We start from the raw sequence: 24708 nt of genomic DNA, 5'->3' as shown, positions 1-24708 counted from the left end.
TTCTGGCCGCGGCGAACTTAGCGCGGAACGAGACTCGCGCAAGCCGGTGCCGGCATCTTCGGGTTGACCGCATCGGCGGGCGCTGCGCATGCTGATATCGAAAAAGGAGACCTGACGATTGACCGACTGGATCGAGATCCTGAAAGAACAGACTGCCACCGGCGACCAGATGAGCCGCGAGGTGCCGCAGATGCTCGCCAATCCCGACATCAGCGAAGCGCAAGTGAAAACGCTGTTTTCGGCGCTCGAAAAACAGGCCGAATTTGTCGAAAAGCTGCGCATGGCGCTGGAAAAATTCGGCCATGATTTTTCAGTGATCAAGGCGGCCGAGCGGCTGGAGGAGCGCTACGCCGACCTTGCCGCTTCGGTAGCGGAAAAGCTGAAAGAAATGCGGGGCTAGACGGGCCTATTTCTCGATCAGCCGCTCGAAGCGCCTGTCCGGCACTAACCAGACCATCGCCACCAGGACATAGATCGCGACACCGATCCAGTGATTGACGAAGGTCAGCGCGATGGCGGAAAGATAAAGGACCAGCGAGATCTTTCCCTTGAGGTCATTGCCCAACGCCCTGGCGAAGAGAGTCTCGTTGCCGTGCAGTCGATGCAGGGCCAGGGTGAGGATGTTGAAGCCGATGGCGCAGAGCGCCAGGTCGACGCCATAGACGGCAACCGGCACCGGCGCGAAATGGTTCTCACCCATGAAGGCTGTCGTCGCCGGCATCAGCGATAGCCAGAACAGCAGGTTGAGGTTCGCCCACAGCACGCGGCCGTCGACCCGCTGCACGGTATGGAACATGTTGTGCAAATTATTCCAGTAGATGCCGACATTGATGAAGGACAACACATAGCTGAGGAATATCGGCCAGACTGGTGCCAGCGCGGAAAAATCCTCGCCATGCGGCACCTTCAATTCCAGCACCATGATGGTGATGATGATGGCGACCACGCCATCGGTGAATGCCTCGACTCGTCCCTTGCCCATGAATCTCCCCTGACAATCCGCTGAAGTTAAAAGAGGATCTCGCTCAGCGCCATCGGCAAAGCTGCCAAACTTGTCAGGAGCAAGCCGGGGAGAGGGAACGGCTGACGCGAAAAAGGCGTTAGGATGTCGGATCCCGAACAGCAAAAGGCCGAAAAAATGACAGCTCACGCTCAAGTCATGACGCGCGATTACGAACTCGGCGGCCGCGCTGCAGCGGCCGCCGTGGCCGCCATGATTGCGGCTCTTTTCGCCGGCAGCACGGCGCTGACGCCACTTTACATCATCTACAAGCAGGTCTTCGGCTTCTCGCAGATCACTTTGACGCTGGTCTACGCCGTCTATGTCATCGGCAATCTGGCAGCGCTTCTGATGTTAGGGCGTGTGTCCGATGTCATCGGGCGCCGTCCAATGGCATTGGCCGGGATGGCGGTGGCCGTCGTCAGCGCGGTGGTTTTCCTGTTCGCCGAAAATGTCGCCTGGCTCGACATCGCCCGAATTCTGAGTGGACTGGGAATCGGCGTCGGCGCGGGCACCGGCACCGCCTGGCTCGCCGAATTGCTCCCGACCGACGACAAGTCACAGGCGGCGACGATTGCCACCAGCACCAATTTTCTCGGCCTCGGCCTCGGTGCGCTGGGGGCCGGGTTGCTCGCCGAATACGCGCCTTGGCCGCTCAGGCTGACATTCGTCGTCTACCTGGCGATGCTCGCGACTGTAACCCTGCTGGTCTGGCGCACGCGGGAAACCGTTTCGCGGCCGGGGAAACTGGCTGACGTTTCGATGCGGCCGCGGCTTTCCGTACCCGATGACATCCGCGCAAGTTTCGTTGCGCCGGCGGTGACCGGCTTTGGCGCAATGGCGCTGGTCGGCTTTTATGCAGCACTCGCACCGAGCATTTTGGCGCAGCAGCTGCAGGTAACCAACCATGCCGAAGCCGGCGCTCTGTTCTTTGAATTGGCAATCGTGACGGCCGCCACCATTGTAGTGACGGCACGTCTTTCGAGCCGAGCCGCGATGTTCGCGGCGCTTGCGCTGATGATCCCAACCGTCGCGCTGATTGTTGCGGCGCAGGTCTTCGCCTCGATGGCCATAATGATTGCCGGGACCGCCTTGTGCGGCGTGGCGGCAGCGCTTGGCTATCGCGGCGGCTTGCAAGTGGTGAACGAGATCGCGCCGGCGGACCGGCGCGCCGAAGTCGTCTCGGCCTTCTTCATCTGCTGTTTTTGCGGCAACGCGCTGCCGGTCATCGGCATCGGCGTTCTGTCGACGGTGGCAGGTGCGACCGTGGCAAGCCTGGCCTTTGCCGGCATGATTGTCGTCTTTTCCCTGGTCGCTCTCGGGTTTGGCGCGAAATACGCGCGCTGAGCCGACCCTTCAGCCGTTCGGTGTCTCGGGCGAAAGATGCGCGCGCTGGCGCGGTACGCCGAGGCCGGTATCCGGCGGTTCGCCGGCAGCCGGCCGGCTCTCGATCATGTGCAGGCTGCGCCAGCGGCCGAAGCGATAATAGGCCGCGGCCAGCACGAGCGAGGTTATAGAGCCAGCCGGAAAGCTCCACCACAGCGCTTCCTCGCCGATCACGCTTCTGAAGAAATAGGCGAAGCTGGTGCGCACCAGCAGCACCGAGATCACCAGGATAATCAGCGGCGGCATCACCGCGCCGGTGGCACGCACGGTGGCGAAGAGCACGATGGTGATGCCGAACAGGATGAAGGACCACGACGCGATCTTGTTGATGTGAGTGGCGATGTCGATTGCTGCACTGTCGCTGCCAAGGAAGAGGCTGAGCACCCCGCGATCGAATACGAACAGCAGCGCGACGAGCATGCCGGTGAGCACAAGGTTGAAGCCGACGCCGGAGGTGGCGATGCGTCCAATCCGGTCCCAGCGCCTGGCGCCGACATTTTGCGCCGCCATGGACGACACCGCGGCGCCGATGGCGAGCGCCGGCATCTGGATATAGGTCCAGAGCTGTGCGGCTATGCCGTAGGCAGCCGCGACCTGCGAGCCGTACGAGTTGACCATGCCCATCACCGTCAGCGCCGCGGCCGAAACGACGATCATCTGCAGGCCCATCGGCACGCCCTTGAAGACGACAATGCGCAGCAGCGCCGGGTCCGGCCGCAGCAGAGCGAGATTGGCGCCGGCCAGCCGCAGCGGGTGCTTGCGCGCATAAAGCACGATCAGGATGGCAACCACGCTTACCGTCTGGCCGATCAGCGTCGAGGCGGCCGAGCCGGCGATGCCGAGTTCGGGGAATGGGCCGATGCCGAGGATGAGCAACGGGTTCAAAATGACGTCGAGCACGACGGCCAGCGCCATAAAAAGGAAGGGCGTGCGCGAGTCGCCGGCGCCGCGCAGCACCGTCATGACGAAGGAGAGCAGGTTCATCATCGGCACGGCGAGGAAGATGATGCGCAGATAGGAGCGCGCCAGCGGCAACGCATCGGCTGGCGTGCCGAGTGCATCGAGGATCGCATCGACCCAGATCCAGCCGCAGACCGCGAACACCACCGAGACGAGGAAGAAGAAGGTGGCGCTGGTGCCGACGATGCGCCGGGCTTCGGGCAGATCGCGGGCGCCGACGGATTGCGCGACCAGGATGGTCGCCGCCATGCCGATGCCGAAGACGGTGCCGAGGATGAGAAACAGCACAAGGTTGGCATTGGACGTGGCGGTCAGCGCCGCTTCACCGAGGAAACGGCCGACCCACACGGCATTTATCGAGCCGTTGAGCGACTGCAGCACATTGGAGCCGAGCACCGGCAGGGCAAACAGCAAAAGGGTGCGCGGGATAGGCCCACTGGTGAGGTCGCCGGTCTGCCGGCGCGGGGGCATGTTGTCGTCCATGGCAGGCAACTCGGCGAAGGCTTGTCTTGAGTCCGCAATGATTGCCGATTTAACGGGAGAGGTCGATGCGGCGCTGTAAATTCCGCTTGGCGTGTCTTGGTCTAAGCATTTCTCAAACCTTCCGGAATCGTATATTGATCCCGCACGCGTGGGGCCGCATTTTCCTGGATCTCATGGGTAAGCCGGGGGGCTCATGTCCGATATTCCGTTGTTTTTTGAGCGCCTGAACCGGCGCGCCTTTCTTGGTGCATCCGCTCTGGGCGCGGCCTCCGTGGCTCTTTCGTCGTGCACCACGACGGACGTGGCGGCGCCGCCGGTGCCCGCGGCACCAAGCGATCCGGCTCTCGGCGATGCCGCAAGCATGTATGCCGCGCGCATCGACGAGGGCTATCAACTGCCGGCAATTCCGGTAGCCAAGGTCGATCCGAAATTCGTGCGTCAAATCGTGGCCGACCCGACTGGAGAAAAACCCGGCACGATCGTCGTCGATACTTCCGAGCACTTCCTCTATCTGGTGCGCGACGGCGGCAAGGCAATTCGCTATGGCGTCAGCCTCGGCAAGGCCGGTTTCGGATGGACCGGCAGCGCCGTGGTTCAGGCGAGGAAGAAGTGGCCGGTCTGGACGCCGCCGCCGGAAATGATCCAACGCCGGCCGGAACTGGCGAAATACAAGGACGGCATGCCGCCCGGCCCGCAGAGCCCGCTTGGCGCCCGCGCGCTGTATCTCTTCCGCGACGGCAAGGACACGATGTATCGGCTGCACGGCACACCGGAGTGGGATTCCATTGGGAAGAACGCTTCCTCCGGCTGTGTGCGCTTCATGAATCAGGACATTATCGACCTCTACAGCCGCGTCGACGGCGTCGCGCCGGTCTTCGTGCGCCCGAACCTGTCGGCCGCCGGGAAGATCGCCGCCGTGTCGAACAGGACGGCCGAGCCGATCGATGCCGGCGTGCCAAAGGACGCGGAGATGTTGAGGTAAGTGCCTTCGTCAGTCGCAGGTTTTGCAACGCACTGGGACACCGTCCTTGCGCGGGCGAGCCGCAACTGAAGGGCACGACCGCTCAATCGCGCCAGCTCAGGCGGACGCGTTCCGCGCGTCCGCCTGTATGGGTGCCGCTACTTCTTGGCGAGGCTTGGGAGCGTGACCTGATAGACCAGGAACATGGTATCAACATCGGCGCCATCCTCGGCCTTGTAGGCCGCGCCGACCTGGAAGCCGTCCTGCGTGAGGAAGTCATTGTCATTGGCGACGAACAGGAAATAGTCGTCGGGCAGCTTTGGATCGAGGACGCTCACCACCGACATCGCCTCCCATTTCTCCGAAAGGTTGTTGCGGTCGTTGGGCGCGCCATTGTGCAACCCGAAGCGGCCGAGCTCGCTCTTGTCGTTGATGTCGATGAACGGCGTCAGCTTGGCCGGCGTCACCGATGGATCGAGCTCACCCTTGGGCGCCAGCGGCTTGTCCTTGTCGAACTCTGTGCCGGCGATATCGGTTGCCGCCGACACATCGACGACGCTGATCTCGCGATGGAGCGAGGTGTCGCCCTTCAGCCCCTGGCCGTTGCCGCTGTCGCGCGCCAGCATCAGGAAGGTCTTGTCCGACAGCGCCACGATTTCGCTCTGCGCGGCGATCTTGGTTTTGCCCTTGGCATCGGTGAACACCGGCAGCGGCACGACATATTCATGCGCGAGCTTGAGCTGGCCGGGATCCGAGGCATCGTAGACCAGCGCGCGCGTGTTCTGACGCGTCGAGGCGGAATCGCCGCCATCCTGCCTTGGGGCCGACTGCAGCACGGCAATCAGGAACTTCCCGTCCGGCGTCAGCGCCATGCCTTCGAGGCCCTGGTTGTTCTGGCGGCCGGTTTCGGGATCTTTCGGATCTGGGTCTGCCGCGCCAGGTCCCGGATTGTTGGAAGCAAAGTTTGGCGTCCCGTGACGCATCGGGACAAGCGCCGCCGGCGGCTGCGTTGCCGACATCAGACGCCCATCGGCGGAGAAGCGGTAGATGTTCGGACCGTATTCGTCCGAGATGAACAGCGTGCCGTCGGGCAGCCGCGCGATCGCTTCGTTATCGAGCGCGAGCTTGCCGTTGGCTTCGGGCAGGATCGGCATGTCGTCGGTCGCGGCACGCACGCCGTTGAGCGGATCGAGGCCGGTTGCGTCGGTACCCTTGTCGTCGGTCAAAAGCATGGTGTCGGCAAGCGTCGCCTTGAGGCCCGATTGTTCCTGGCCGGTGGCCGGTGCCGCACCCGGCGCGATCGGGGCGAACTCGAGGGCGATCGTGTTGAGGCGCGGGCGGTAATCGGTGGTGCCGACGACGTTGTAGCCGCGGTCCGGCAACAGCCATAACCAGCCCTTGTAGCCATCGGCGCCATGCGTCCAGCCGGCAGCGTCGATCGACATGCCTGAGCCGGAGCCAAACGTCTCGCCGAACTTGTCCTTCTGGCTGGCCGGGATGCGGCCGACACCGACCAAGCCCTTGTTGACGAAGCTGACTCCGCCGACGGTCGCGGCGTTTTCTGCCAAGGCCGGAGTCAAGGCGGTGAACATCGCCAGCGCGACGGCGAGGGACGCGGTTCGGTGCAGGTTTTTCATGGAAATCCTCTTTGTGACAAAGCTGCCGGGGCCCGAAAAAGCGCCGCGTCGCATCAAGGATGCCGCGAAAGCCTTCGGAGAAGCGATCTAGGACGCGAACATGATACTTGCGTGACAGTGCCGCGCTTGCTTGTCCCCGTGGTCGCAATTGGCCTGGGGTATGGCGAATTCGTCGTCGCCGAGCGAGCAATTAACAACTTTACAAATAATCGTTCTCATGTAAAGTTATGACAATGAAAGGTCCCCGATGACCGCCTATCGTTTCGCCACCCGCCTCAATTCCTTTGCCTCGCGGCCACAGTCCGAGTGGCCCGATCTTGTCGGCAAACCGTCTATGCTGCAAATGGCGGCACGTGCGGCGAAGGTTGCGGAGTTGACCGATCTCGACCTCAACTTCCCCGACCATGTCGATGAAAAGCCTGCGGTAATAGCGCGCAAACTCAGCGATTTCGGGCTTTCGATCAATGGCTTCGCCATGCGCTACTACTCTAACCCGGCTTTCAAGCTCGGCGCCTTCACCAATCCGGATCCTTCCGTTCGCCGCGAGGCTATCGACCTGACCAAGGCCGGCATCGACGCCGCGCGCGAGGCCGGCGCCAGCCTGATGACATTGTGGTTGGGGCAGGATGGCTTCGACTACGCCTTCCAGGCTGACTACGCAACAGTTTGGCAACACGAAATCGATGGTATTCGTGAAGTAGCGGCGCATGATCCGGGCTGTCAGATCAGCCTTGAATACAAACCCAACGAGCCGCGCTCCTACAGCCTGATGCCCGATGCGGCGACGACGTTGCTGGCGATCCGCGAGATCGGCCTGCCCAATCTCGGCGTGACGCTCGATTTCGCCCATGTGCTCTACGCCGACGAGCAGCCGGCTTTCGCCGCTGCGCTGGTGGCGCGACACAGCAAGCTGCTCGGCGTGCATCTCAACGACGGCTACGCCAAGCGCGACGACGGCCTGATGGTCGGGGCCGTGCATACGCTGCAGACGATCGAGCTGCTCAGGCAGATCCGTCGAGACGGCTATGCCGGCGCCATCTACTTCGACACGTTCCCCGACATGACCGGGCTCGACCCGGTCCACGAATGCGAAGTCAACATCGCGACTGTCAAGCGCATGCTGCGCGTCGTCGATCGGCTGGAAAAGGACAATCGCCTGTCCACTGCCGTCGACCGTCAGGACGCGGTCGCCTCGCAGGCCATCATCCAGGAAGCCATGCTCGGGCCGGACAGCTGAAGCTCCGGCGCCATCACCGTTTTCAACCAGGGAGGGAAAGACCATGAAATTTCTGCTTGCCACCGCCACCGCTGCCCTGATGGCGCTGTCTATAGGCTCGTCGTTTTCCGCGGACCTCGCGCCGCTCAATTCCGACACCGAGAAGGATCGCATCGACTGGTCGCAGCTCGAGGCCAAGTTCGGGGCTTTTCCCAAGCTGCCCGAGGGAACCAAGGCGGGTGCGGTCTCCAAGACGCTGACCAACGAATACTGGCGCTCTCTGGGTGAGGGCTACAAGTCGTTCGGCGACCGCATCGGCGTGCCCGTCGTCTACCAGGCGGCGCAGAGCGAGGGCGACCAACTCGGCCAGCTCACCATCGCCGAAGGCCTGGTCACGCAAGGCTACAACGTGCTTCTGGTTTCGCCGCAGACCGACTCCAACCTGCAGCCGATCATGGAACAGGCCAAGGCGGCCAACGTGCCGGTGGTCAACGTCAACGACGCGGTCATCCCGCAGGCCGAGCATTATGTCGGTAATGTCCAGCGCGACAACGGCGTGCGCGTCGCCAAATGGTTCATCAAGAACCGGCCGGACGGCGGCAAGGTCGCCATCGTCGAAGGCCAGGCCGGCGTCTACGCCGCCGTCCAGCGCACCGACGGTTTCAAGACAACGATCACCGAGGCCGGCAAGTTCGACGTCGTCGCCAGCGTCCCCGGTAACTGGGATCGCCAGACCTCCTACGACGCGGCCACCAACATCCTGCAGCAGCACCCCGACCTGATCGGCTTCTATGCCAACAATGACGGCATGGCGCTGGGCATCGTCGAGGCGGTCAAGGCTGCCGGGCTGCAGGACAAGGTTGCGGTCTTCGGCACCGACGGCATCTCCGACGCCTATGCCTCGATCCGCGCCGGCGAGCTGACCGGCACCGTCGATTCGTTCCCGGTGCTGACCGGCGAGGTGGCGCTGGAATCGGCGCTGCGACTGGTGGCCGGGCAGAAGCTGCCGCGCGTCGTCGCCACGCCGCAGGCGCTGATCACCAAGGACAATGCCGACCGTTACTCCGGCGACGGCGATGCCGTGCGCAAGGCGCTGCTCGAGGACGCGGCAGCGGGCCAGTAGAGCAGGGCCGGCAGGTGCCGGCCTTGGGTCGGCACCTTGCCTGGAGAACCGAAGCAATGTCAGCGCGGCTGCAATTCGAGGGCATTTCCAAAGAGTTTCCGGCTGTGCGGGCGCTGAGCGAAGTGTCGTTTTCGGTCGGCGCCGGCGAGATCCATGGCCTGCTCGGTGAAAACGGCGCCGGCAAATCGACGCTGCTGCGCATACTGTCAGGCGTCTACCGGCCGACGGCGGGAAGCGTGCTTATTGACGGCAAACCGGTGACGCTGAACAACCCGGTCGCGGCGCGCGCCGCCGGCGTGGCGATGATCCATCAGGAATTACAGCAGGTGCCACGCCTCAGCGTCGCCCAGAACATGTTCCTCGGCCATCCGTTGACGCGCGGCGGCGTCTTCGTCGCACGGCGCGAGCAGGAAGGCCGCGCTGCGGAAGCGCTGGCCGCCATCGACCCGACCATCGATCCGGCAGCCCCGCTTGGCAGCCTGAAGGTGGCGCAGCGGCAGATCGTCGAGATCGCCCGGGCGCTGCTCGACCGGGCCAGGATCGTGGCGATGGACGAGCCGACGTCGAGCCTCACGCCGAGCGAGTTCGAACGGCTGGCGGAAGTCATTGCCGGCCTGGCCCGCGACGGTGTCGCGGTCGTCTATGTCTCGCACAAGCTGGACGAGGTGTTCGGCATCTGCCAGCGCGCCACCATCATGCGCGACGGCGCCGTGGTCGGGTCCGTCGATCTCGCACAGGTCTCGGAAAAATCCGTCGTTTCGATGATGGTCGGCCGCGAGCTCGCCCAGGAACAGCACCGCTCGCATGCTTCCGCCGAGATCAGGCTGAGCGTGCGTGGCCTCGCCTCGGCAACCAAGGTCCGTGACGTTTCGTTCGACCTGCATCGCGGCGAGGTGCTGGGCGTTGCCGGCCTGGTCGGCTCGGGCCGCACCGAACTGCTGCGGGTCCTGGCCGGCGCCGACCGGACCTCATCAGGCACAATTGAGATCGACGGCAAGGCGGTAAAGCTTTCCAGTCCGCGCGACGCCATCGCGGCCGGCATCGGCCTGGTGCCGGAGGAGCGCAAGCGCGAAGGCATCGTGCCGTTGCGGTCGATCTCCAGCAACATGGCGCTGGCCTCGATGGGCGTGTTCGCGCCGCGCGGCGTCATCAATCACAAAAGGCTGAAACGGTCGCGGCCGAGAAGATGAAGCGGGTCAATCTCAGGCCGTTCCTGCTCGATCGGCCGATCCGCCTGTTCAGCGGCGGCAACCAGCAGAAAGCGATCATCGGCCGCTGGCTGGCGGCGGGAACGCGGATCCTTCTGTTCGACGAGCCGACGCGCGGCATCGATGTCGGCGCCAAGGCGGAGATCTACCACCTGATCGAGGAACTCGCCGCCGAAGGCCATTCGGTAATCGTCGTGTCGTCCGAACTCCCCGAGGTGATGCGGCTCGCCGACCGCGTGCTGGTCATGCGCGACGGCACGGTCGCCGCCGAACTGGGCCGCGCAAGTCTCAGCGAACAGGCGATCGCCGCGCACGCCATACCCCAAACGGAGATTGATGCCGGCAAGGCGCAAGGCCATCGGGCCGGTGCATAACGGACAGGACCAGCGGATGACCGATATAACCCAACACACAGCAGCGCGCCCAAGGGCAGATTTCCTGCATCGGTTTTCCGTGCGCGACGCCGGCACGCTGATCGGCCTGGTGGTGATCCTCGCCGTCTTCGGGGCGCTGGTCCCCGGCTTCTTTGCCGAGCGTAACCTGATCAACATCCTGCAGCAGTCGAGCATCAATGCGTGCCTGGCGTTGGGCATGACGCTGGTCATCATCTCGGGCGGCATCGACCTGTCCGTCGGGCCGACGGCAGCCCTTTCGGCGGTCATCTCGGCCTCGATGCTGGTTGCCGGTGTGCCGTTTCCGCTGGCCATCGCCGCTGGCTTCGCCATCGGCCTTGCCTGCGGACTGCTCAACGGCGTGCTGGTCGCCTATGTCGGGCTGCAGCCCTTCATCGTCACGCTGGGAACGCTCAGCACCTACCGGGCGCTGGCGCTGATCTATACCGGCGGCAATCCGGTGCTCGGCCTGCCTGCCGGCTTCCGTGCCATTTTCAACGGCTCGCTGTTCGGATTGCCGTTGGCGGTCATCATCGTGGCCGTGGTCGCGCTGATTGCCTGGATCATCCTCAAGAAGACGCCGTTCGGCGAATATCTGCTCGCCGTCGGCGGCAATGAGGAGGCGGCCTACATAGCCGGCGTGCCGATCGCCCGCACCAAGATCGCCGCCTATATGATCTCGGGCCTGCTGGCAGCGCTTGCAGCGCAGATCCTGATCGGCCGGCTGGGTGCGGCCGAACCCATTCTGGGCAATCTCTGGGAGCTCGACGCCATAGCAGCGGCGGCGATCGGCGGTGCCTCGCTGATGGGCGGCAAGGGCAGCGTCGTCGGCACCATCCTGGGTGCCGTCATTCTTGGCAGCATGCGCAACGGCCTGACGCTGATGAACGTGCAGTCCTTCTATCAGCTCCTGGCAACTGGCCTTATAATCCTCGCCGCGATGCTTATCGATCGCGTGACGAGGGGACGTGGATGACCTTGACCGGGCTGGACCTGAAAGCAGTAGGACCGCGCATTCGCATGATGATGCCGCATCTGACGCCGCTCGAGGCGAAGGTGGTTGAAACCGTCTTCGGACGGCGCGGCTTCGACGAGACCATACCGCTCAAGCAGATCGCCGAGGAGGCCGGTGTCTCGGAGGCGATGGTGGTCAAGATCGCCAAGAAGCTGGGTTTTTCCGGCTACCGCGATTTTCGCACGGCGGTCTATGAATACAGCCGCCTGCCGACCGCCGAGATGCATCAGGAGCTGTCGGTGGACGACAGTTCGGCCGAGATCGTGCAGAAGGTGTTCCGCACCTCTATCCAGGCGCTGGAGGAGACGCTGGCCATCCTCGACATGGACGATTTCGACCGTGCCGCCGATCTGCTTTACCGCGCCAGGAATCGCGATTTCTACGGCGTCGGCGGCTCGGCGCAGATCGCACGCGACGTTTCGCACAAATTCCTGCGCATCGGCATCCGCACCTCTGTCTACGACGATTCGCACATGATGCTGATGTCGGCCTCGCTGCTCGGCGCCGACGACATTGCTGTCGGCTTCTCGCATTCCGGCAACACGAGCGCCGTCATCGACGCCATCCAACTTGCGCGCAAAAGCGGCGCGCGTACGCTGGCCATCACCAACTATGACAACTCGCCATTGGCAGCCGTCGCCGACATCGTGCTTTGCTCGACCGCGCAAGGCTCGCCGTTGATGGGTGAGAACGCAGCGGCCCGCATTGCCCAGCTCAACATTCTCGACGCGCTGTTCGTCGCGGTCGCGCAACGCGACTACCAGGCGGCGGAGCGCAATCTCGGCCGCACCATGTCTGCGGTGACGTCGAAACGGAAAGATAAGGGCACATGACGGCTTCCCCGCCGCTGGTGACCGTATTCGGCAGCCTGCATTACGACATCATGGTCGAAGCCGCCGATCGCCCGCGCAAGGGCGAAACGGTGACCGGTCATGCCTGGCATCCGAAATGCGGCGGCAAGGGCGGCAACCAGGCGGTGTCGGCAGCGCGGGCCGGCGTGCGTGCGGCGATGATCGGAGCTGTCGGCGACGATGATTTCGGCCGCGCGCTTCTCGACAATCTCGATCGCAACGGCATCGACCAGCGCTTCGTGGGAGTGGCTTCGGGCGCCGGCTCGGGGATGAGCGTAGCGATTTTCGACGACAGCGGCGACTATGGCGCGGTGATCGTCTCGGGCAGCAATCTCACTCTCGGCGAAAAGGACATTACTGAGGCGGCCGAGCTGATCGCGCAAACGGCGGTTCTGCTGCTGCAAAACGAGGTACCGGAAGCCGCCAATATCGCCGCGGCGCGAGCGGTGAAGGCGTATGGCGGCCGCGTCGTTCTCAATGCGGCGCCGGCGCGAAAGCTGACAGCCGAACTGATCGCGCTGACCGACATCGTCATCGTCAACGCCATCGAGGCGGAGTTCCTGGCCGGCGTTTCGGTCGTCGACACGCTCGAGGGTGCTGCGAAGGCGGCCGGCATGCTCGTCGGTTTCTATCCGGCTGCAATCGTCACGGCCGGCGGCGAGGGCGTTGCCTATTGCGACCGCGACGGCCAGGCATTCGCCTTGCCGGCGATGCCGGTGGAGGTGGTCAGCACCCACGGTGCCGGTGATGAATTCGTCGGCGCCTTTGCGGCGTGGCTTGCGCGTGGAGAGCCCGTCGAGGCGGCATTTGCCGCCGCCAATGCCGCCGCTGCCTCGCTGGTCGCAACGCCGGAGCGCGAGCGCGGGGGTCTTGTTCAATCTGAGCCTGCTCAGTGACCGCCGCGATTCAATCGCTGTCGCGCGCGATCAGTTCCAGCGGCCAGACTTCACGGATGATGCGTGCGCCTTCGGCGCCGGCGTAAGCCGGGATCGATGCCAGCAGCATTTCGGCCAACCGCTCGCCCATCGGCTCCAGCGCCGGTCGGAAGCCGGTCAGCGCCGGCGAAAAATAGCGGCAAAGCGGCGTGTCGACGATGACGATCACCGCGACGTCGTGCCCGGGCCTGATGCCCGCCTCGGCCAGAGCCTTGCAGCCGCCAAGCGCCATCGCGTCGTTGTTGAAGATGATGGCCGTCGGCGGGTCCTTGGAGTGCATGACCTTCGGCGTCACCGCGTAGCCGCCGGCCTCGTTGATGAAGCCGTCGGCGATCAACGCGGGGTCGAATTCGATGCCGTGCCGCCGCAACGCCTTGCGATAGCCGGCGAGGAACAGATAGCCGAAATTGAGGTCGAGCGACGGGCGGATGGCTGCGATGCGGCGGTGACCGCGCGCGACGAGACGATCGACCGCGTCAGCCCCGGCTTTTTCGAAATCGAGGTCGAGCGAGGGATAGGCATCGCCGCCGGAGCGGCTGCGGCCGAGCGTCGCGAACGGGAAACCGGCCTGGGTCAAATAGTCGATGCGCTCGTCCTCGCGCCGCGTCCAGGCCAGCACCACGGCATCGGCCCGCCGCGTCTCGACGACACGGCGCAGGCGCTCCTGCTGATAGTCGCCCGGCGCGCCCATCACCACGATCAGGTCGAGGCCGCTTTCGGCGAGCTTGGCCTGCAACCCGGTCAGGAACGGAATGAAGAACGGCTCGCCATATTCCTGGTCGCCCGGATGAGGCTGCAGCATGAAGGCGATCGAATGGGTGGCGCCGCGCCGTAGGCTGCGGCCGGACTGGTTCGGCGAATAATTCAGCTTCTTGGCCGCATCGAGCACGCGCTGGCGTGTGTCGGCATTGACGTCGGCGCGGCCGTTGAGCGCGCGCGACACCGTGCCGATCGAAATATTCAGGTGACGCGCAAGGTCGTGAATACTGGACGCCAAAGGACAGTTCTCCCCCTTGCTTGGCTAGCACCGGCCGCTCTCCGGGCCAAGCCGGCATCACGTTTTTCGCGATCGGCCAATTGACATTCTACGCCATCGGGTGTGTTCTCGTAAACGTTTACGGAAGAACGTTTGCGGCCCTGCCGTGAACGCCGTGACGATCGGTCTGGAGGGGCCGAGAGGGAGGAGTGCTGGATGATCAATGTCGTCCTGGTCGGCTGCGGCGCGATGAGCAAGGCCTGGCTCGATGCGGCCAAGCAGATCGATGGGCTCGCCATTGTCGGCCTGGTTGATCTCGACGCCGAAAGGGCGCGGGCAAGGGCGCGCGAATACGAGCTTTCCGGCGCCGTCATCGGAACCGACCTCGACGCCGTGCTCGACCAGACCAGGCCCGACGCGGTATTCGACGTCGTGGTTCCCGCCGCCCGCCGCGAGGTCGCGCTTTCCGCCTTTGCCCACCATTGCCATCTCTTGACCGAAAAGCCGCTGGCCGACAGCCCGGACAATGCGCGTGCCATTGTCGAGGCGGCCCGCAGCGCCGGCCGCATCCATGCCGTCGTGCAGAACCGCCGCTATGTCGCCAATGTCAGGCGCATCCGGCGCTTTCTCGATTCCGGCGCCATTGGTGCGCCAACCAGCATCCACGCCGATTTCTTCGTTGCGCCGCATTTCGGCGGTTTTCGCGAAGAGATGCGCCATGTGCTGCTGCTCGATATGGCGATCCACACATTCGATGCGGCCCGCTACATGGTGGCCGGCGAGCCGGCCGGCGTCTATTGCCAGGAGTGGGAGCCGGTCAATTCCTGGTATCGGCAAGGGTCGTCGGCAACCGCAAGCTTCGACCTCGGCGGCGGCAAGCTGTTCACCTATGCCGGCAGCTGGTGCGCGGCCGGCTTCCGTACCAGCTGGGACAGTACATGGCGGATCGTCGCCGAGCGCGGCAGCATTGTCTGGGACGGCGCGGACGGGTTGAAGGCGGAAGTCGTGCGGCCGGTCCGTGAAGGCCTGTTCGACCGCACCGAATCGATAGCCGTGCCGCCGCTCGACCCGGCAGATCGCGTCGGCGGCCATCTCGGCATCATCCAGGATTTCGTCCGCGCCGTCGAGACCGGCACCGCGCCGGAGACGCGCGGCGCCGACAACATCAAAAGCCTGGCCATGGTTTTCGCTGCGATCGAGAGCGCCGAAACCGGGCGCCGGGTCGCCATCGCTGCACAGGAAGGATCATGATGCCAAACCCGCTGCTCGACATCAGGATCGGCACAATGGTGCGGGCCAATCTGGACGACCCGGCCGCCTATGTCAGGCAGATTCTGCCGCTCGGCTTCGAGAGCATCCAGCCGTTCTTCTGGCAGACGCTGGGCGGCAAGGACATTCCACGGCTGGCAGGCGAGATCCGCGAGGCGATCGGCGATGCCGATGTCGTCGTCTCGGCAATCGGCGTGTTCGGCAACCCGCTGGAGAGCGGTGAAGTCGATCGCGGCGTGCTCGAGGCGTGGGAAACGATCATCGACAACGCGCATCTGTTCGGCACCAATGTGGTCAGCGGCTTTACCGGCCGCATCCGCGGCAAGCCGCTGCCCGACAGCCTGCCGCGCTTCCGCGAGGTCTGGGGGAAGCTGGCAAAGCGGGCCGCCGACAAGGGCGTGCGCATCGCGTTCGAGAACTGCGCCATGGACGGCAACTGGGCCAGCGGCGACTGGAACATCGCCCACAATCCGGACGCCTGGGAGCTGATGTTCAACGAATTGCCGGACGACAATCTCGGCCTGGAGTGGGAGCCCTGCCACCAGCTGGTCTATCTGATCGATCCGATCCCGCAGATCCGCAAATGGGCGCCGCGTATCTTCCACGTCCACGGCAAGGACGCGACGGTGCGCTGGGACGTGATCCGCGAACATGGCGTGTTCGGCCGCCTGCCGTTCGTTCAGATGCGCACCCCTGGCTTCGGCGATAGCGACTGGACGCGGGTGATCAGCGAGCTGCGGCTGGCCGGCTACAAGGGCGCCATCGACATCGAGGGCTGGCACGACCCGGTCTACCGCGGCGATCTCGAGATCACCGGCCAGGCGCGTGCGCTGGACTATCTCCAACAATGCCGGGGAGGCGCGAGCTACCTGCCGAACCCGGTGTGAGGCTAATGCATGTCGCGCAAAAGTGCCCAGCGGTTTTGCGATAACGACATGCATAAAAACAGGACAAGCCGGCGGGAGGTGCCGGCCAGCGAAAGATTGCGGCGCAATGCCGAAGCGATCGTCAAAACCCCTCGGCTAGCGAGGGAACAAAGGGAGGATAAGTGCATGAGCATTACGATGAGAAGGACAGTTCTGCGCTCGACCGTCGCGGCGGCCGCGATGGCGCTCGCCGCCGCACTCTCGACCTTGCCGGCGCAGGCGCTCGATGCCCAGTGGTGCAAGGATGTCCATATCCGTTTCTTCGTCGGCGGTGCCGAGGGCGATGCCTTCGGCACGATCGTCTATAATGGCGCGAAGCAGGCGGCGGCCGATCTCGGGCCGAAGGTCGACTACATCTTTTCCCAGTGGGATGTCGAGAAGATGGTGCAGCAATTGCGCGAGGCTGTCGCGGTCAAGCCCCAAGGCATCGCCATGATGGGCCACCCCGGCGACGCCGCGATCATGCCGCTGGCCGAACAGGCGCACAAGGACGGCATCAAGATGATGTACCAGAACGTGCCGGTGCCGACGGTCACGGCGGCGTTCGGCGGCGGCTATGTCGGTGCCCAGCAGGAGCAGCAGGGCCGCGCGCTTGGCGCCGAGGCGGTCAAGCTGGCCGGGCTCAAGGCCGGCGATAAGGCAATCATGATCGGCCCGTTCGAGAACGAGAGCCGCGGCGCGCGCGAGCGCGGCACTGTCGCTGCCCTCAAGGAAGCGGGCGTCGAGGTCATACAGCTCTCCTCGCCGCCAAGCGGCGAATGGGCTTCCGACCCAAATCTGGCCCTTCCGGTGATCACCGCGGCACTGCTCAACAATCCCGACGTCAAGGCGGTTGGCTATCCCGGCGGGCAGATGCTGGGCAACGTCCCGACTTACATGCAGGCGGCGGGCAGGAAGCCGGGCGATATCTTCAACTTCGGCTTCGACACCAGCCCGCAGATCGTCGAGGGCTTCAAGGGCGGCTGGGTGCAGCTGACGGCCGACCAGCAGCCGTTCCTGCAAGGCTATCTGCCGATCCTCAGCCTCTGCCAGCAGGTGGTGCTCGGCCTTGCGCCGATGAACGTCGACACCGGCGCCGGCTTCGTCACGCCGCAGAATTACGAGATCGTCGCCGAGCTCGCCAAGCAGGCGTTGCGCTGACCTCCCAAGCCGTCGGCCGGGATCGAGCCCGGCCGGCGGGCCCTCCGGCGAAAAGGCCGGCCCGCGACAAGCAAGCGCGGATCGCCATGGCCGAACGCCTCATCGAACTGCGCGACATCAGCAAGTCCTATGGCCAGGTCTATGCGCTGGGCGGGGTCAATCTCAGCGTCGATCGCGGCGAGGTGGTCGGCCTGATCGGCGACAATGGCGCCGGCAAGTCGACGCTGATCAAGATCCTGTCCGGCGTGGTCAAACCGACTAGCGGCGAGATTCTCGTCCGCGGCAAGCCGGTGACCGGATGGAGCCCTGCGCGCTCGCGCGACGCCGGCATCGAGACCGTGTTCCAGGACCGGGCGCTCGCCGTGCAGCAGACGATCGTGCGCAATATCTTCATGGGCCGCGAGCTCACCGGCTGGCTTGGCTGGCTGAAGGTCAACAAGGAGATCGCGGAGGCGAGCCGGCTGATGCGCGAGATCGGCTTCACCTCGAAAGTGTTCACGCCACAGTCGATCGTCGGCCAGCTCTCGGGCGGCGAACGCCAGGGCGTGGCGATCGCGCGGGCCATCTATAAGAAGGCGGAGCTGATAGTCCTCGACGAACCGACGACCGCGCTATCGCTGACCGAGACCGCCAAGGTCTTCCACTTCGTGCGCCAGGTGCGGGCGAGCGGGCGCTCGATCCTGTTCATCGGCCACAACATCCACCATGTCTACGATATCGCCGATCGCTTCGTGGTGCTGGACCGCGGCAAGGTCGCGCTCACCGCCGACCGCAGCGAGGTCAAATCGGCCGAGGATCTGATCAATTTCATGGAAGACGTCGCCCACCCCAGCGGATTGCCGGGGTTGCACGACGCGGGCGATGCGGGGAGGGCGGCACGATGAGCAAGACCATGGAACCCGATCTGCAGAGCCCCCTCGGCGGCACGCATGGCGAAACCGCCGGGAAAGAGTGGAGACACCCGTCCGACAACTGGCTGCGCGGGTTCATCCTCGACAACCGCGCCGCGCTCGGCACGCTTGCCGTGTTCATCGTCATGATGGCGGTGTTCATGATCGCCAACCCGATCGTGTTCACCACCTGGTATCTCTACAGTTCCGTGCTGACCACGCTGCCGGTGGCGCTGTTCGTGGTGGTGCCGCTGGTCTTCGTCGTCACTTGCGGCGAGATCGACCTGTCGTTTCCGGCGACGATGGGCTTTGCCTCCTGGGTGTTTGCGCTGGTCGTGCAGGCCGGCTACGACCCGTTCCTCGGCATCGCCGCCGCAATGATAACCGGCATGCTGCTCGGCTTCCTGGTCGGCTCACTGGTCGTCTATGGCGGGCTGTCGTCGCTGATCGCCACGCTCGGCATGAATTTCCTGCTGCGCGGCCTGATCCAGATCATCAACGAGGGCAGGTCGACGGCGCTGACCGGCCTTGCCGACAGCTGGGCCTACAAGATCTTCTCCAGCCAGCTTTACGGCATTCCGGTGCAGATCTTCTGGGCCATCGGCTTCGTCGTGCTGTCGGCGCTGCTCTACAACCGCCATCGCTTCGGCGCGCAGGTCAAGGTGGTCGGCGACAATCCCGACAGCGCCCAGCAGATGGGTATCGACGTCAAGCGCGTGCGGGTAAAAGTGTTCGTCTTCGTCGGCATCGGGGCTGCGATCGCCGGCACGTTTTCGGTGATGATCAACTTCACCTGGTGGCCGACGGCGGGCGACGGATACCTGCTGCCGGTGCTGGCATCGGTGTTCGTCGGCGGCACTCCGACCTGGGGCGGCATCGGCACCGTCGTCGGCGGTGCGATCGGCGCGGTCACGGTCTCCTTCATCCAGACAGGCGTCGTCGCGGCAGGCCTGAGCGGCTTTTACGTCCAGTTCTTCAACGGGCTGATCATCATCCTGTCGCTGCTCGGCCACAAGTGGAACCAGGCGCGGTATCGGTGAAGGGCGACCTCAAACCCCCGTCACAAACCCGTCCAGCACACGCTTCTGACCGGCCTTGTCGAAGTCGATTGTCAGCTTGTTGCCTTCGATGGCCGAGATGTTGCCGTTGCCGAATTTCTGGTGGAAGACGCGGTCGCCGACGCTGAAGGGGGACGGCGTGTCGGCGACGGATTTGGCGACCAGCTCGCCGTCGATGGTGCGGCCCTTGACCGAGCTGCGGCCGGCGCCGTAGCCGGAGTCGGTCTCGCCATAGCCGATGCGCTCGACCTGGTGACCGGAGCGCGTGCCCCAATTGCGGTCGGTGGCCTCGGTGCGGTTCGCTTGGGCGCGCTGCCAGCCCGGCGTCGCATAGGTGCTGGAGAAAGCGCCGGATTTCTCGGCGCCGGAATTGCCGCCAATGTTGTCGAAGCGCGACGCCCCATAGGGGTTCTGCCTGGCTGCCCCTTGGCCGCCGCGACCGGAGGCGAACGAGCCGCCGCCATAGGAATTGCCGTAACCGCCGTAGCTGTTGCCGCTCTCGGAAACTTCGACATGGGCTTCCGGCAGCTCGTCGAGGAAGCGCGACGGGATGGTCGATTGCCAGAGGCCGTGGATGCGCCGATTGGAGACGAACCAGATGTGCAGGTTCTTCTTGGCGCGGGTCAGGCCGACATAGGCAAGCCGGCGCTCCTCCTCGAGCCCGGAGCGGCCGCCCTCGTCGAGCGAGCGTTGGTGCGGGAACAGGCCTTCCTCCCAGCCGGGCAGGAACACGGTTTCGAATTCGAGGCCCTTGGCCGAATGCAGCGTCATGATGTTGACGGCGTCGAGCTCGGCGTTCTGCTCGGCGTCCATGACGAGTGCGACATGTTCGAGGAAAGAGCGCAGCGATTCGTACTCCTCCATGGAGCGGATCAACTCCTTGAGGTTCTCCAGCCGGCCTGGCGCTTCCACCGAGCGGTCGTTCTTCCACATATCGGTGTAGCCGCTCTCCTCGAGAATGGTCTCGGCGAGCTCGGTGTGCGGCGTGGTTTCCAGCGCCTTCTGCCAGCGCTCGAAATTGGCCGATACCTCGCGCAGTGCGGCGCGCGGCTTCGGCTTCAGCTCGTCGCTTTCGGCAAGTTTTGCCGCCGCCTCCAGCATCGGGATGCGCAGCGCCCGTGCGGTGTCGTGGATCTGGCGGATGGTGGCCTCGCCAAGGCCGCGCTTCGGCACGTTGACGATGCGCTCGAAGGCGAGGTCGTCGCCGCTGTTGGCGACGACGCGGAAGAAGGCCAGCGCATCGCGGATTTCGAGCCGCTCATAAAAGCGCGGGCCGCCGATGACGCGGTAATTGAGGCCGAGCGTGACGAAGCGGTCCTCGAATTCGCGCATCTGGAAGGAGGCGCGGACGAGAATCGCCATCTCGTTGAGATTGTGCTTCTGGCGCTGATAGGCCTCGATGGTCTCGCCGACGGCGCGGGCCTCCTCTTCGGAATCCCAGGCGGCATGGACATGCACCTTCTCGTCGTCCTCGGCGATCTTTTCGGTAAACAGCGTCTTGCCGAAGCGGCCCTCATTGTGGGCGATGAGGTGGGAGGCGGTGCCGAGGATGTGCGCGGTCGAGCGATAGTTGCGCTCCAGCCTTATGATGGTGGCGCCGGGGAAATCCTTGTCGAAGCGCAGGATGTTGTCGACCTCGGCGCCGCGCCAGCCATAGATGGACTGATCGTCGTCGCCGACGCAGCAGATATTTACGGTGGACAGGCGCGGGCTTCCCTCCCCCTTGAGGGGAGGGTGGCCGGGCGAAGCCCGGTCGGGTGGGGTCCGTGCGGCAGTGCTCGACCTACCGGCGGCAGTGCTCGACGCTCTAGCGGTGCCTTCTGCGGCAACCCCCTCCGCCCGCTTCGCGGGCACCTCCCCCTCAAGGGGGGAGGATTGCGGCCGCTGCGCCAAGAGCCGCAGCCACATGTACTGGGCGGTGTTGGTGTCCTGATATTCGTCGACGAGGATGTAGCGGAAGCGCTTGTGGTATTCCTTCAGCACGTCCGGATTGGCGCGGAAGATGCGGATCGGATGGCACAGGAGATCGCCGAAGTCGCAAGCGTTCAGCGTTTTCAGCCGCTCCTGATAGGCCTTGTAGAGCTCGCGGCCCTTGCCGTTGGCGAAGGCACGGGCATCGCCCTCGGGGATGTCGGCGGGACCGAGGCCCTTGTTCTTCCAGCCGTCGATCATCTGGGCGAACTGCTTGGCCGGCCAGCGCTTGTCGTCCAGCCCTTCGGCCTGGATAAGCTGCTTGATCAGGCGCACCACGTCGTCCGTGTCGAGAATGGTGAAGTCGGATTTGAGCCCGGCCAGCTCGGCATGTCTGCGCAGCAGCTTCACTCCAATCGAGTGGAAGGTGCCGAGCCACGGCATGCCCTCGACATTGCCTTCGCCGATCAACAGGCCGATGCGCTGCTTCATCTCGCGCGCCGCCTTGTTGGTGAAGGTGACGGCGAGGATCTGCGAGGGGAAAGCCTTGCCGGTGGCAAGGATGTGGGCGATGCGGGTGGTCAGGACGCGCGTTTTGCCGGTGCCGGCGCCGGCCAGCACCAGCACCGGGCCTTCGGTGGTTTCCACCGCCAGCCGCTGCTCGGGGTTGAGGCCGTTGAGATAATCGGGCGCATTGTTGTGGCCGCTGCGGGCAGCCATGGCGCGCGCGGCAATGCCCGACGGGGCCACGGGCCGCGCGTTCGGTTCGTCAAAAAAGGGCATGTCTTCCGAAAAGCCGGACATCTCCCCCCGAATGTAGTGATTCGGCAGCGAAAGGCCAGAAGTGTCTCCGTTTTGTTCTCTGCCCAGTCGGTAGACTCACAATCTGAATGGGTCCGCTAACCAAAACGCCTGGCTTGCGATGGGCCGGCGCCGTAAAACGCCGAGCTTGCTTGACAGGGGAGGCGGGCCGGAGAAAGTTGCGTGGGGGCAGGAACGCAATGCGGGGTTGCCCATGGACGCGTCGCGGAGCGCACCAGTCGAAGGAGCACCGTCTTGGCTGTGGTCATCACCTCCCTGATCCTTTTCCTCATCGGCCTGGCGGTTGGCGGCGGCGGCATCTGGCTCGTGACGCTGGGGGGCAGCTGGTATTACGTCATCGTCGGTCTAGCTTTCCTTGTCGCGGCCTGGCTGCTCTACAGGCGCAGATCCACGGCGCTGTGGCTCTACGCGGCGATCGTGCTCGGCACGCTCGCCTGGGCGGTCTGGGAGATCGGCTTCGACTGGTGGGAGCTCGGCCCGCGCGGCGGCATCATCGTGCTTGTCGCGCTATGGCTGTTGACGCCATGGGCGCGGCGCGGGCTTACCGGTCCCGACGGACGCGCGCCGCTGATCCTCGCCGTGCTGGCCTCGCTTGCGGTCGCCGGCTATTCGATGACGACCGATCCAAAGGATATTGCGGGTGAACTCAACACCGACAAGGTGACGCCGACGGCCGATCTCGGCGGCAACGTGCCGGCTGGCGAATGGCACTATTACGGTCGCACGCAATATGGCCAGCGCTATTCGCCGCTCGACCAGATCACCGCCGAAAACGTTGCCAATCTGCAGCCGGCCTGGACCTATCGCACCGGCGACGTGAAAGGGCCCGACGACATCGGCGAGACGACCTATCAGGTGACGCCGCTAAAAATCGGCGACACGCTCTACATCTGCACGCCGCATAATTTCGCCATCGCCATCGATGCCGCGAGCGGTAAGGAGAAATGGCGCTTCGATCCGCAGGTCAAGCTCAACAAGGACCGCCAGCACCAGACCTGCCGCGGCGTGTCCTATTATGCCGATGCCAAGGTCGCCGCCGGCCAGCCCTGCGCCACACGCATCTACCTGCCGACATCCGACGCCCGGCTGATCGCGCTCGATGCGGCGAATGGCCAGGTCTGCCCGACTTTCGCCGAAGGCGGCACGCTGAACCTGCTCGCCAACATGCCATATCCGAAGCCGGGCTATTATTATTCGACCTCGGCGCCGCTGATCGTCGCCAACAAGATCATCGTCGGCGGCGCGGTCAACGACAATTATTCGACGCAGGAGCCGTCCGGGGTCATCCGTGCCTACGATGCCGACACCGGCGCGCTGTTGTGGAATTGGGATTCCGGCAATCCGGATCAGACGACGCCGCTGCCGCCGGACCAGACCTACACCAACAACTCACCCAACATGTGGTCGACGGCGAGCGTCGACGAGAAGCTCGGGCTGCTTTATGTGCCGCTCGGCAACAAGACGCCGGACCAACTCGGTGCCGGACGCAGTGCCAATGACGAGAAATTCTCCTCTTCGATCACCGCGCTCGATCTCAACAGCGGACAATTGCGCTGGGTGCGGCAGACCGTGCACCACGATCTCTGGGACATGGACGTGCCGGCGCAGCCGACGCTGGTCGACATCACCACGGAAAGTGGCGTGGTGCCGGCGCTGGTCGGGCCGACCAAGCAGGGCGACCTCTATGTGCTCGACCGGCGCAGCGGCGAGCCGATCGTTCCGGTCAAGGAAGTGCCGGCGCCGGGCGGCGCGATCGAAGGCGACCATACCTCGCCGACGCAGCCGCTCTCGGACCTGAGCTTCAGTCCGAAACCGCTGACCGGCGCCGATATGTGGGGCATCACCATGTTCGACCAGCTGGCCTGCCGGATCGAGCTCCGGAAGTTGCGCTATGAGGGCCGCTACACGCCGCCGTCGCTGCAGGGCTCGCTGATCTACCCCGGCAATTTCGGCACCTTCAACTGGGGCGGCGTGGCAGTCGATCCGGTCCGGCAGGTGATGTTTGGCATGCCGACATACCTGGCGTTCATCTCCAAGCTGGTGCCGCGCGCCGACGTGCCGCCGCCCGGTGACACCAAGGGCAGCGAACAGGGCCTGAACCGCAATGACGGTGCGCCTTACGCAGTAATATTGAAGCCGTTCCTGTCGCCGCTCGGCATTCCCTGCCAGGCGCCGCCCTGGGGCTATGTGGCGGGTGCCGACCTTCGGACCGGAAAGATCGTCTACAAGCATCGCAACGGCACCGTCTACGACATGACGCCATTGCCGCTGCCATTCAAGGTCGGCGTGCCCGGCATTGGCGGGCCGACGATCACTGCCGGCGGCGTCGCCTTCCTCGGTGCGGCGGTCGACGACTATGTGCGCGCTTATGACCTGACGACCGGCAAACAGCTCTGGCAGGCACGGCTGCCGGCGGGCGGGCAGTCGACACCGATGACCTACACGGTAGCCGACGGGCGCCAGTTGGTCGTCATCGTTGCCGGCGGCCACGGCTCGGTCGGCACCAAGCCGGGCGATTATGTGATGGCCTATACGCTGCCGAAATAGAG

20 protein-coding genes and 1 pseudogene are annotated in these 24708 nt (G+C 64.6%); 16 read left to right on the top strand and 5 right to left on the bottom strand.

Annotated features, from left to right (window positions below; translation table 11 throughout):
• Positions 1–118: 118 nt before the first annotated feature.
• Entirely contained in the window at positions 119–400 is a 282-nt protein-coding gene (locus tag NKI59_RS15430) for a hypothetical protein (protein ID WP_023721174.1), read from the top strand.
• 6 nt (positions 401–406) lie between these two features.
• Here the strand turns inward: NKI59_RS15430 and NKI59_RS15425 are convergent, their stop codons facing one another.
• Positions 407–982, bottom strand: coding sequence for a TMEM175 family protein (locus tag NKI59_RS15425; RefSeq protein ID WP_352705166.1), 576 nt, complete (start codon positions 980–982; stop codon positions 407–409).
• 156 nt (positions 983–1138) lie between these two features.
• On the opposite strand from NKI59_RS15425, the gene NKI59_RS15420 reads away from it, so the two are divergent.
• Positions 1139–2347: an MFS transporter gene (locus NKI59_RS15420; protein ID WP_352705164.1), complete on the top strand. Its 1209-nt coding sequence runs from the start codon at positions 1139–1141 to the stop codon at positions 2345–2347.
• Positions 2348–2356: 9 nt separating this feature from the next.
• Here the strand turns inward: NKI59_RS15420 and NKI59_RS15415 are convergent, their stop codons facing one another.
• Positions 2357–3829, bottom strand: a complete 1473-nt coding sequence (locus tag NKI59_RS15415; protein WP_352705162.1) for an MATE family efflux transporter — start codon at positions 3827–3829, stop codon at positions 2357–2359.
• 193 nt (positions 3830–4022) lie between these two features.
• Here NKI59_RS15415 and NKI59_RS15410 point away from each other — a divergent pair, with 193 nt between their 5' ends.
• A complete protein-coding gene (locus tag NKI59_RS15410) occupies positions 4023–4811 on the top strand; it encodes a L,D-transpeptidase (protein ID WP_352705160.1) in 789 nt (262 codons plus the stop codon).
• 137 nt (positions 4812–4948) lie between these two features.
• On the opposite strand, the gene NKI59_RS15405 is transcribed toward NKI59_RS15410, so the two are convergent.
• A complete protein-coding gene (locus NKI59_RS15405) occupies positions 4949–6427 on the bottom strand; it encodes an esterase-like activity of phytase family protein (protein WP_352705159.1) in 1479 nt (492 codons plus the stop codon).
• A gap of 247 nt (positions 6428–6674) precedes the next feature.
• Between NKI59_RS15405 and NKI59_RS15400 the strand changes: the two genes are divergently transcribed.
• The 7 genes and pseudogenes from NKI59_RS15400 to NKI59_RS15375 all read left to right on the top strand — a co-directional run bounded on the left by NKI59_RS15400 (position 6675) and on the right by NKI59_RS15375 (position 13128).
• On the top strand, positions 6675–7664 hold the full coding sequence (locus NKI59_RS15400; RefSeq protein ID WP_352705157.1) for a TIM barrel protein: 990 nt from the start codon (positions 6675–6677) through the stop codon (positions 7662–7664).
• A 43-nt stretch (positions 7665–7707) separates the two neighbouring features.
• On the top strand, positions 7708–8766 hold the full coding sequence (locus NKI59_RS15395; protein WP_352705155.1) for a sugar ABC transporter substrate-binding protein: 1059 nt from the start codon (positions 7708–7710) through the stop codon (positions 8764–8766).
• Between the two features lie 56 nt (positions 8767–8822).
• On the top strand, positions 8823–9956 hold the full coding sequence (locus NKI59_RS15390; RefSeq protein ID WP_502901066.1) for a sugar ABC transporter ATP-binding protein: 1134 nt from the start codon (positions 8823–8825) through the stop codon (positions 9954–9956).
• Positions 9935–10348 (top strand): annotated as a pseudogene (locus NKI59_RS35090) (ATP-binding cassette domain-containing protein); the annotation flags it as partial. The gene NKI59_RS15390 and the pseudogene NKI59_RS35090, both read left to right, overlap by 22 nt.
• Before the next feature lie 16 nt (positions 10349–10364).
• Entirely contained in the window at positions 10365–11342 is a 978-nt protein-coding gene (locus NKI59_RS15385) for an ABC transporter permease (RefSeq protein ID WP_352456543.1), read from the top strand.
• Positions 11339–12214 carry a MurR/RpiR family transcriptional regulator gene (locus NKI59_RS15380; protein WP_023676730.1) on the top strand — a complete coding sequence of 292 codons (876 nt, stop codon included), beginning with the start codon at positions 11339–11341 and terminating at the stop codon, positions 12212–12214. Before NKI59_RS15385 ends, NKI59_RS15380 begins: the two co-directional genes overlap by 4 nt.
• Complete coding sequence (locus tag NKI59_RS15375; RefSeq protein ID WP_352705153.1) at positions 12211–13128, top strand: ribokinase; 918 nt, start codon at positions 12211–12213, stop codon at positions 13126–13128. The genes NKI59_RS15380 and NKI59_RS15375 overlap by 4 nt, the downstream gene beginning before the upstream one ends.
• Positions 13129–13138: 10 nt before the next feature.
• Here the strand turns inward: NKI59_RS15375 and NKI59_RS15370 are convergent, their stop codons facing one another.
• Positions 13139–14164 (bottom strand): LacI family DNA-binding transcriptional regulator, encoded by a 1026-nt coding sequence (locus NKI59_RS15370; RefSeq protein WP_352705151.1) that lies wholly within the window; start codon positions 14162–14164, stop codon positions 13139–13141.
• A 195-nt stretch (positions 14165–14359) separates the two neighbouring features.
• Here NKI59_RS15370 and NKI59_RS15365 point away from each other — a divergent pair, with 195 nt between their 5' ends.
• The 5 genes from NKI59_RS15365 to NKI59_RS15345 all read left to right on the top strand — a co-directional run bounded on the left by NKI59_RS15365 (position 14360) and on the right by NKI59_RS15345 (position 19408).
• Positions 14360–15394, top strand: a complete 1035-nt coding sequence (locus NKI59_RS15365; RefSeq protein WP_352705149.1) for a Gfo/Idh/MocA family protein — start codon at positions 14360–14362, stop codon at positions 15392–15394.
• Entirely contained in the window at positions 15394–16299 is a 906-nt protein-coding gene (locus NKI59_RS15360) for a sugar phosphate isomerase/epimerase family protein (RefSeq protein ID WP_502901067.1), read from the top strand. Before NKI59_RS15365 ends, NKI59_RS15360 begins: the two co-directional genes overlap by 1 nt.
• 165 nt (positions 16300–16464) lie before the next feature.
• Entirely contained in the window at positions 16465–17478 is a 1014-nt protein-coding gene (locus NKI59_RS15355; protein ID WP_023676725.1) for a substrate-binding domain-containing protein, read from the top strand.
• Between the two features lie 86 nt (positions 17479–17564).
• Positions 17565–18362 carry an ATP-binding cassette domain-containing protein gene (locus NKI59_RS15350; protein WP_352705145.1) on the top strand — a complete coding sequence of 266 codons (798 nt, stop codon included), beginning with the start codon at positions 17565–17567 and terminating at the stop codon, positions 18360–18362.
• A complete protein-coding gene (locus tag NKI59_RS15345; RefSeq protein WP_023676723.1) occupies positions 18359–19408 on the top strand; it encodes an ABC transporter permease in 1050 nt (349 codons plus the stop codon). Before NKI59_RS15350 ends, NKI59_RS15345 begins: the two co-directional genes overlap by 4 nt.
• Positions 19409–19417: 9 nt before the next feature.
• Here the strand turns inward: NKI59_RS15345 and NKI59_RS15340 are convergent, their stop codons facing one another.
• Complete coding sequence (locus NKI59_RS15340; protein ID WP_352705143.1) at positions 19418–22141, bottom strand: ATP-dependent helicase; 2724 nt, start codon at positions 22139–22141, stop codon at positions 19418–19420.
• A gap of 252 nt (positions 22142–22393) precedes the next feature.
• On the opposite strand from NKI59_RS15340, the gene NKI59_RS15335 reads away from it, so the two are divergent.
• Positions 22394–24706, top strand: a complete 2313-nt coding sequence (locus tag NKI59_RS15335) for a glucose/quinate/shikimate family membrane-bound PQQ-dependent dehydrogenase (RefSeq protein ID WP_352705141.1) — start codon at positions 22394–22396, stop codon at positions 24704–24706.
• Positions 24707–24708 lie beyond the last annotated feature (2 nt).

Origin of the sequence: Mesorhizobium sp. M0598 (assembly GCF_040320865.1) — a bacterium.
Lineage (GTDB): Bacteria > Pseudomonadota > Alphaproteobacteria > Rhizobiales > Rhizobiaceae > Mesorhizobium.
The sequence above is the reverse complement of the archived record's forward strand: the minus strand, read 5'-3'. Positions and strand labels throughout refer to the sequence as shown.

What these genes read in the sequence shown, in the direction of transcription:
- NKI59_RS15385 (WP_352456543.1), top strand. Translation starts at nt 10,365, where the DNA reads ATGACCGATATAACCCAACACACAGCAGCGCGCCCAAGGGCAGATTTC.
- NKI59_RS15340 (WP_352705143.1), bottom strand. Translation starts at nt 22,141, where the DNA reads ATGTCCGGCTTTTCGGAAGACATGCCCTTTTTTGACGAACCGAACGCG.
- NKI59_RS15395 (WP_352705155.1), top strand. Translation starts at nt 7,708, where the DNA reads ATGAAATTTCTGCTTGCCACCGCCACCGCTGCCCTGATGGCGCTGTCT.
- NKI59_RS15360 (WP_502901067.1), top strand. Translation starts at nt 15,394, where the DNA reads ATGCCAAACCCGCTGCTCGACATCAGGATCGGCACAATGGTGCGGGCC.
- NKI59_RS15425 (WP_352705166.1), bottom strand. Translation starts at nt 982, where the DNA reads ATGGGCAAGGGACGAGTCGAGGCATTCACCGATGGCGTGGTCGCCATC.
- NKI59_RS15345 (WP_023676723.1), top strand. Translation starts at nt 18,359, where the DNA reads ATGAGCAAGACCATGGAACCCGATCTGCAGAGCCCCCTCGGCGGCACG.
- NKI59_RS15405 (WP_352705159.1), bottom strand. Translation starts at nt 6,427, where the DNA reads ATGAAAAACCTGCACCGAACCGCGTCCCTCGCCGTCGCGCTGGCGATG.
- NKI59_RS15390 (WP_502901066.1), top strand. Translation starts at nt 8,823, where the DNA reads ATGTCAGCGCGGCTGCAATTCGAGGGCATTTCCAAAGAGTTTCCGGCT.
- NKI59_RS15375 (WP_352705153.1), top strand. Translation starts at nt 12,211, where the DNA reads ATGACGGCTTCCCCGCCGCTGGTGACCGTATTCGGCAGCCTGCATTAC.
- NKI59_RS15365 (WP_352705149.1), top strand. Translation starts at nt 14,360, where the DNA reads ATGATCAATGTCGTCCTGGTCGGCTGCGGCGCGATGAGCAAGGCCTGG.
- NKI59_RS15355 (WP_023676725.1), top strand. Translation starts at nt 16,465, where the DNA reads ATGAGCATTACGATGAGAAGGACAGTTCTGCGCTCGACCGTCGCGGCG.
- NKI59_RS15350 (WP_352705145.1), top strand. Translation starts at nt 17,565, where the DNA reads ATGGCCGAACGCCTCATCGAACTGCGCGACATCAGCAAGTCCTATGGC.
- NKI59_RS15420 (WP_352705164.1), top strand. Translation starts at nt 1,139, where the DNA reads ATGACAGCTCACGCTCAAGTCATGACGCGCGATTACGAACTCGGCGGC.
- NKI59_RS15415 (WP_352705162.1), bottom strand. Translation starts at nt 3,829, where the DNA reads ATGGACGACAACATGCCCCCGCGCCGGCAGACCGGCGACCTCACCAGT.
- NKI59_RS15400 (WP_352705157.1), top strand. Translation starts at nt 6,675, where the DNA reads ATGACCGCCTATCGTTTCGCCACCCGCCTCAATTCCTTTGCCTCGCGG.
- NKI59_RS15380 (WP_023676730.1), top strand. Translation starts at nt 11,339, where the DNA reads ATGACCTTGACCGGGCTGGACCTGAAAGCAGTAGGACCGCGCATTCGC.
- NKI59_RS15410 (WP_352705160.1), top strand. Translation starts at nt 4,023, where the DNA reads ATGTCCGATATTCCGTTGTTTTTTGAGCGCCTGAACCGGCGCGCCTTT.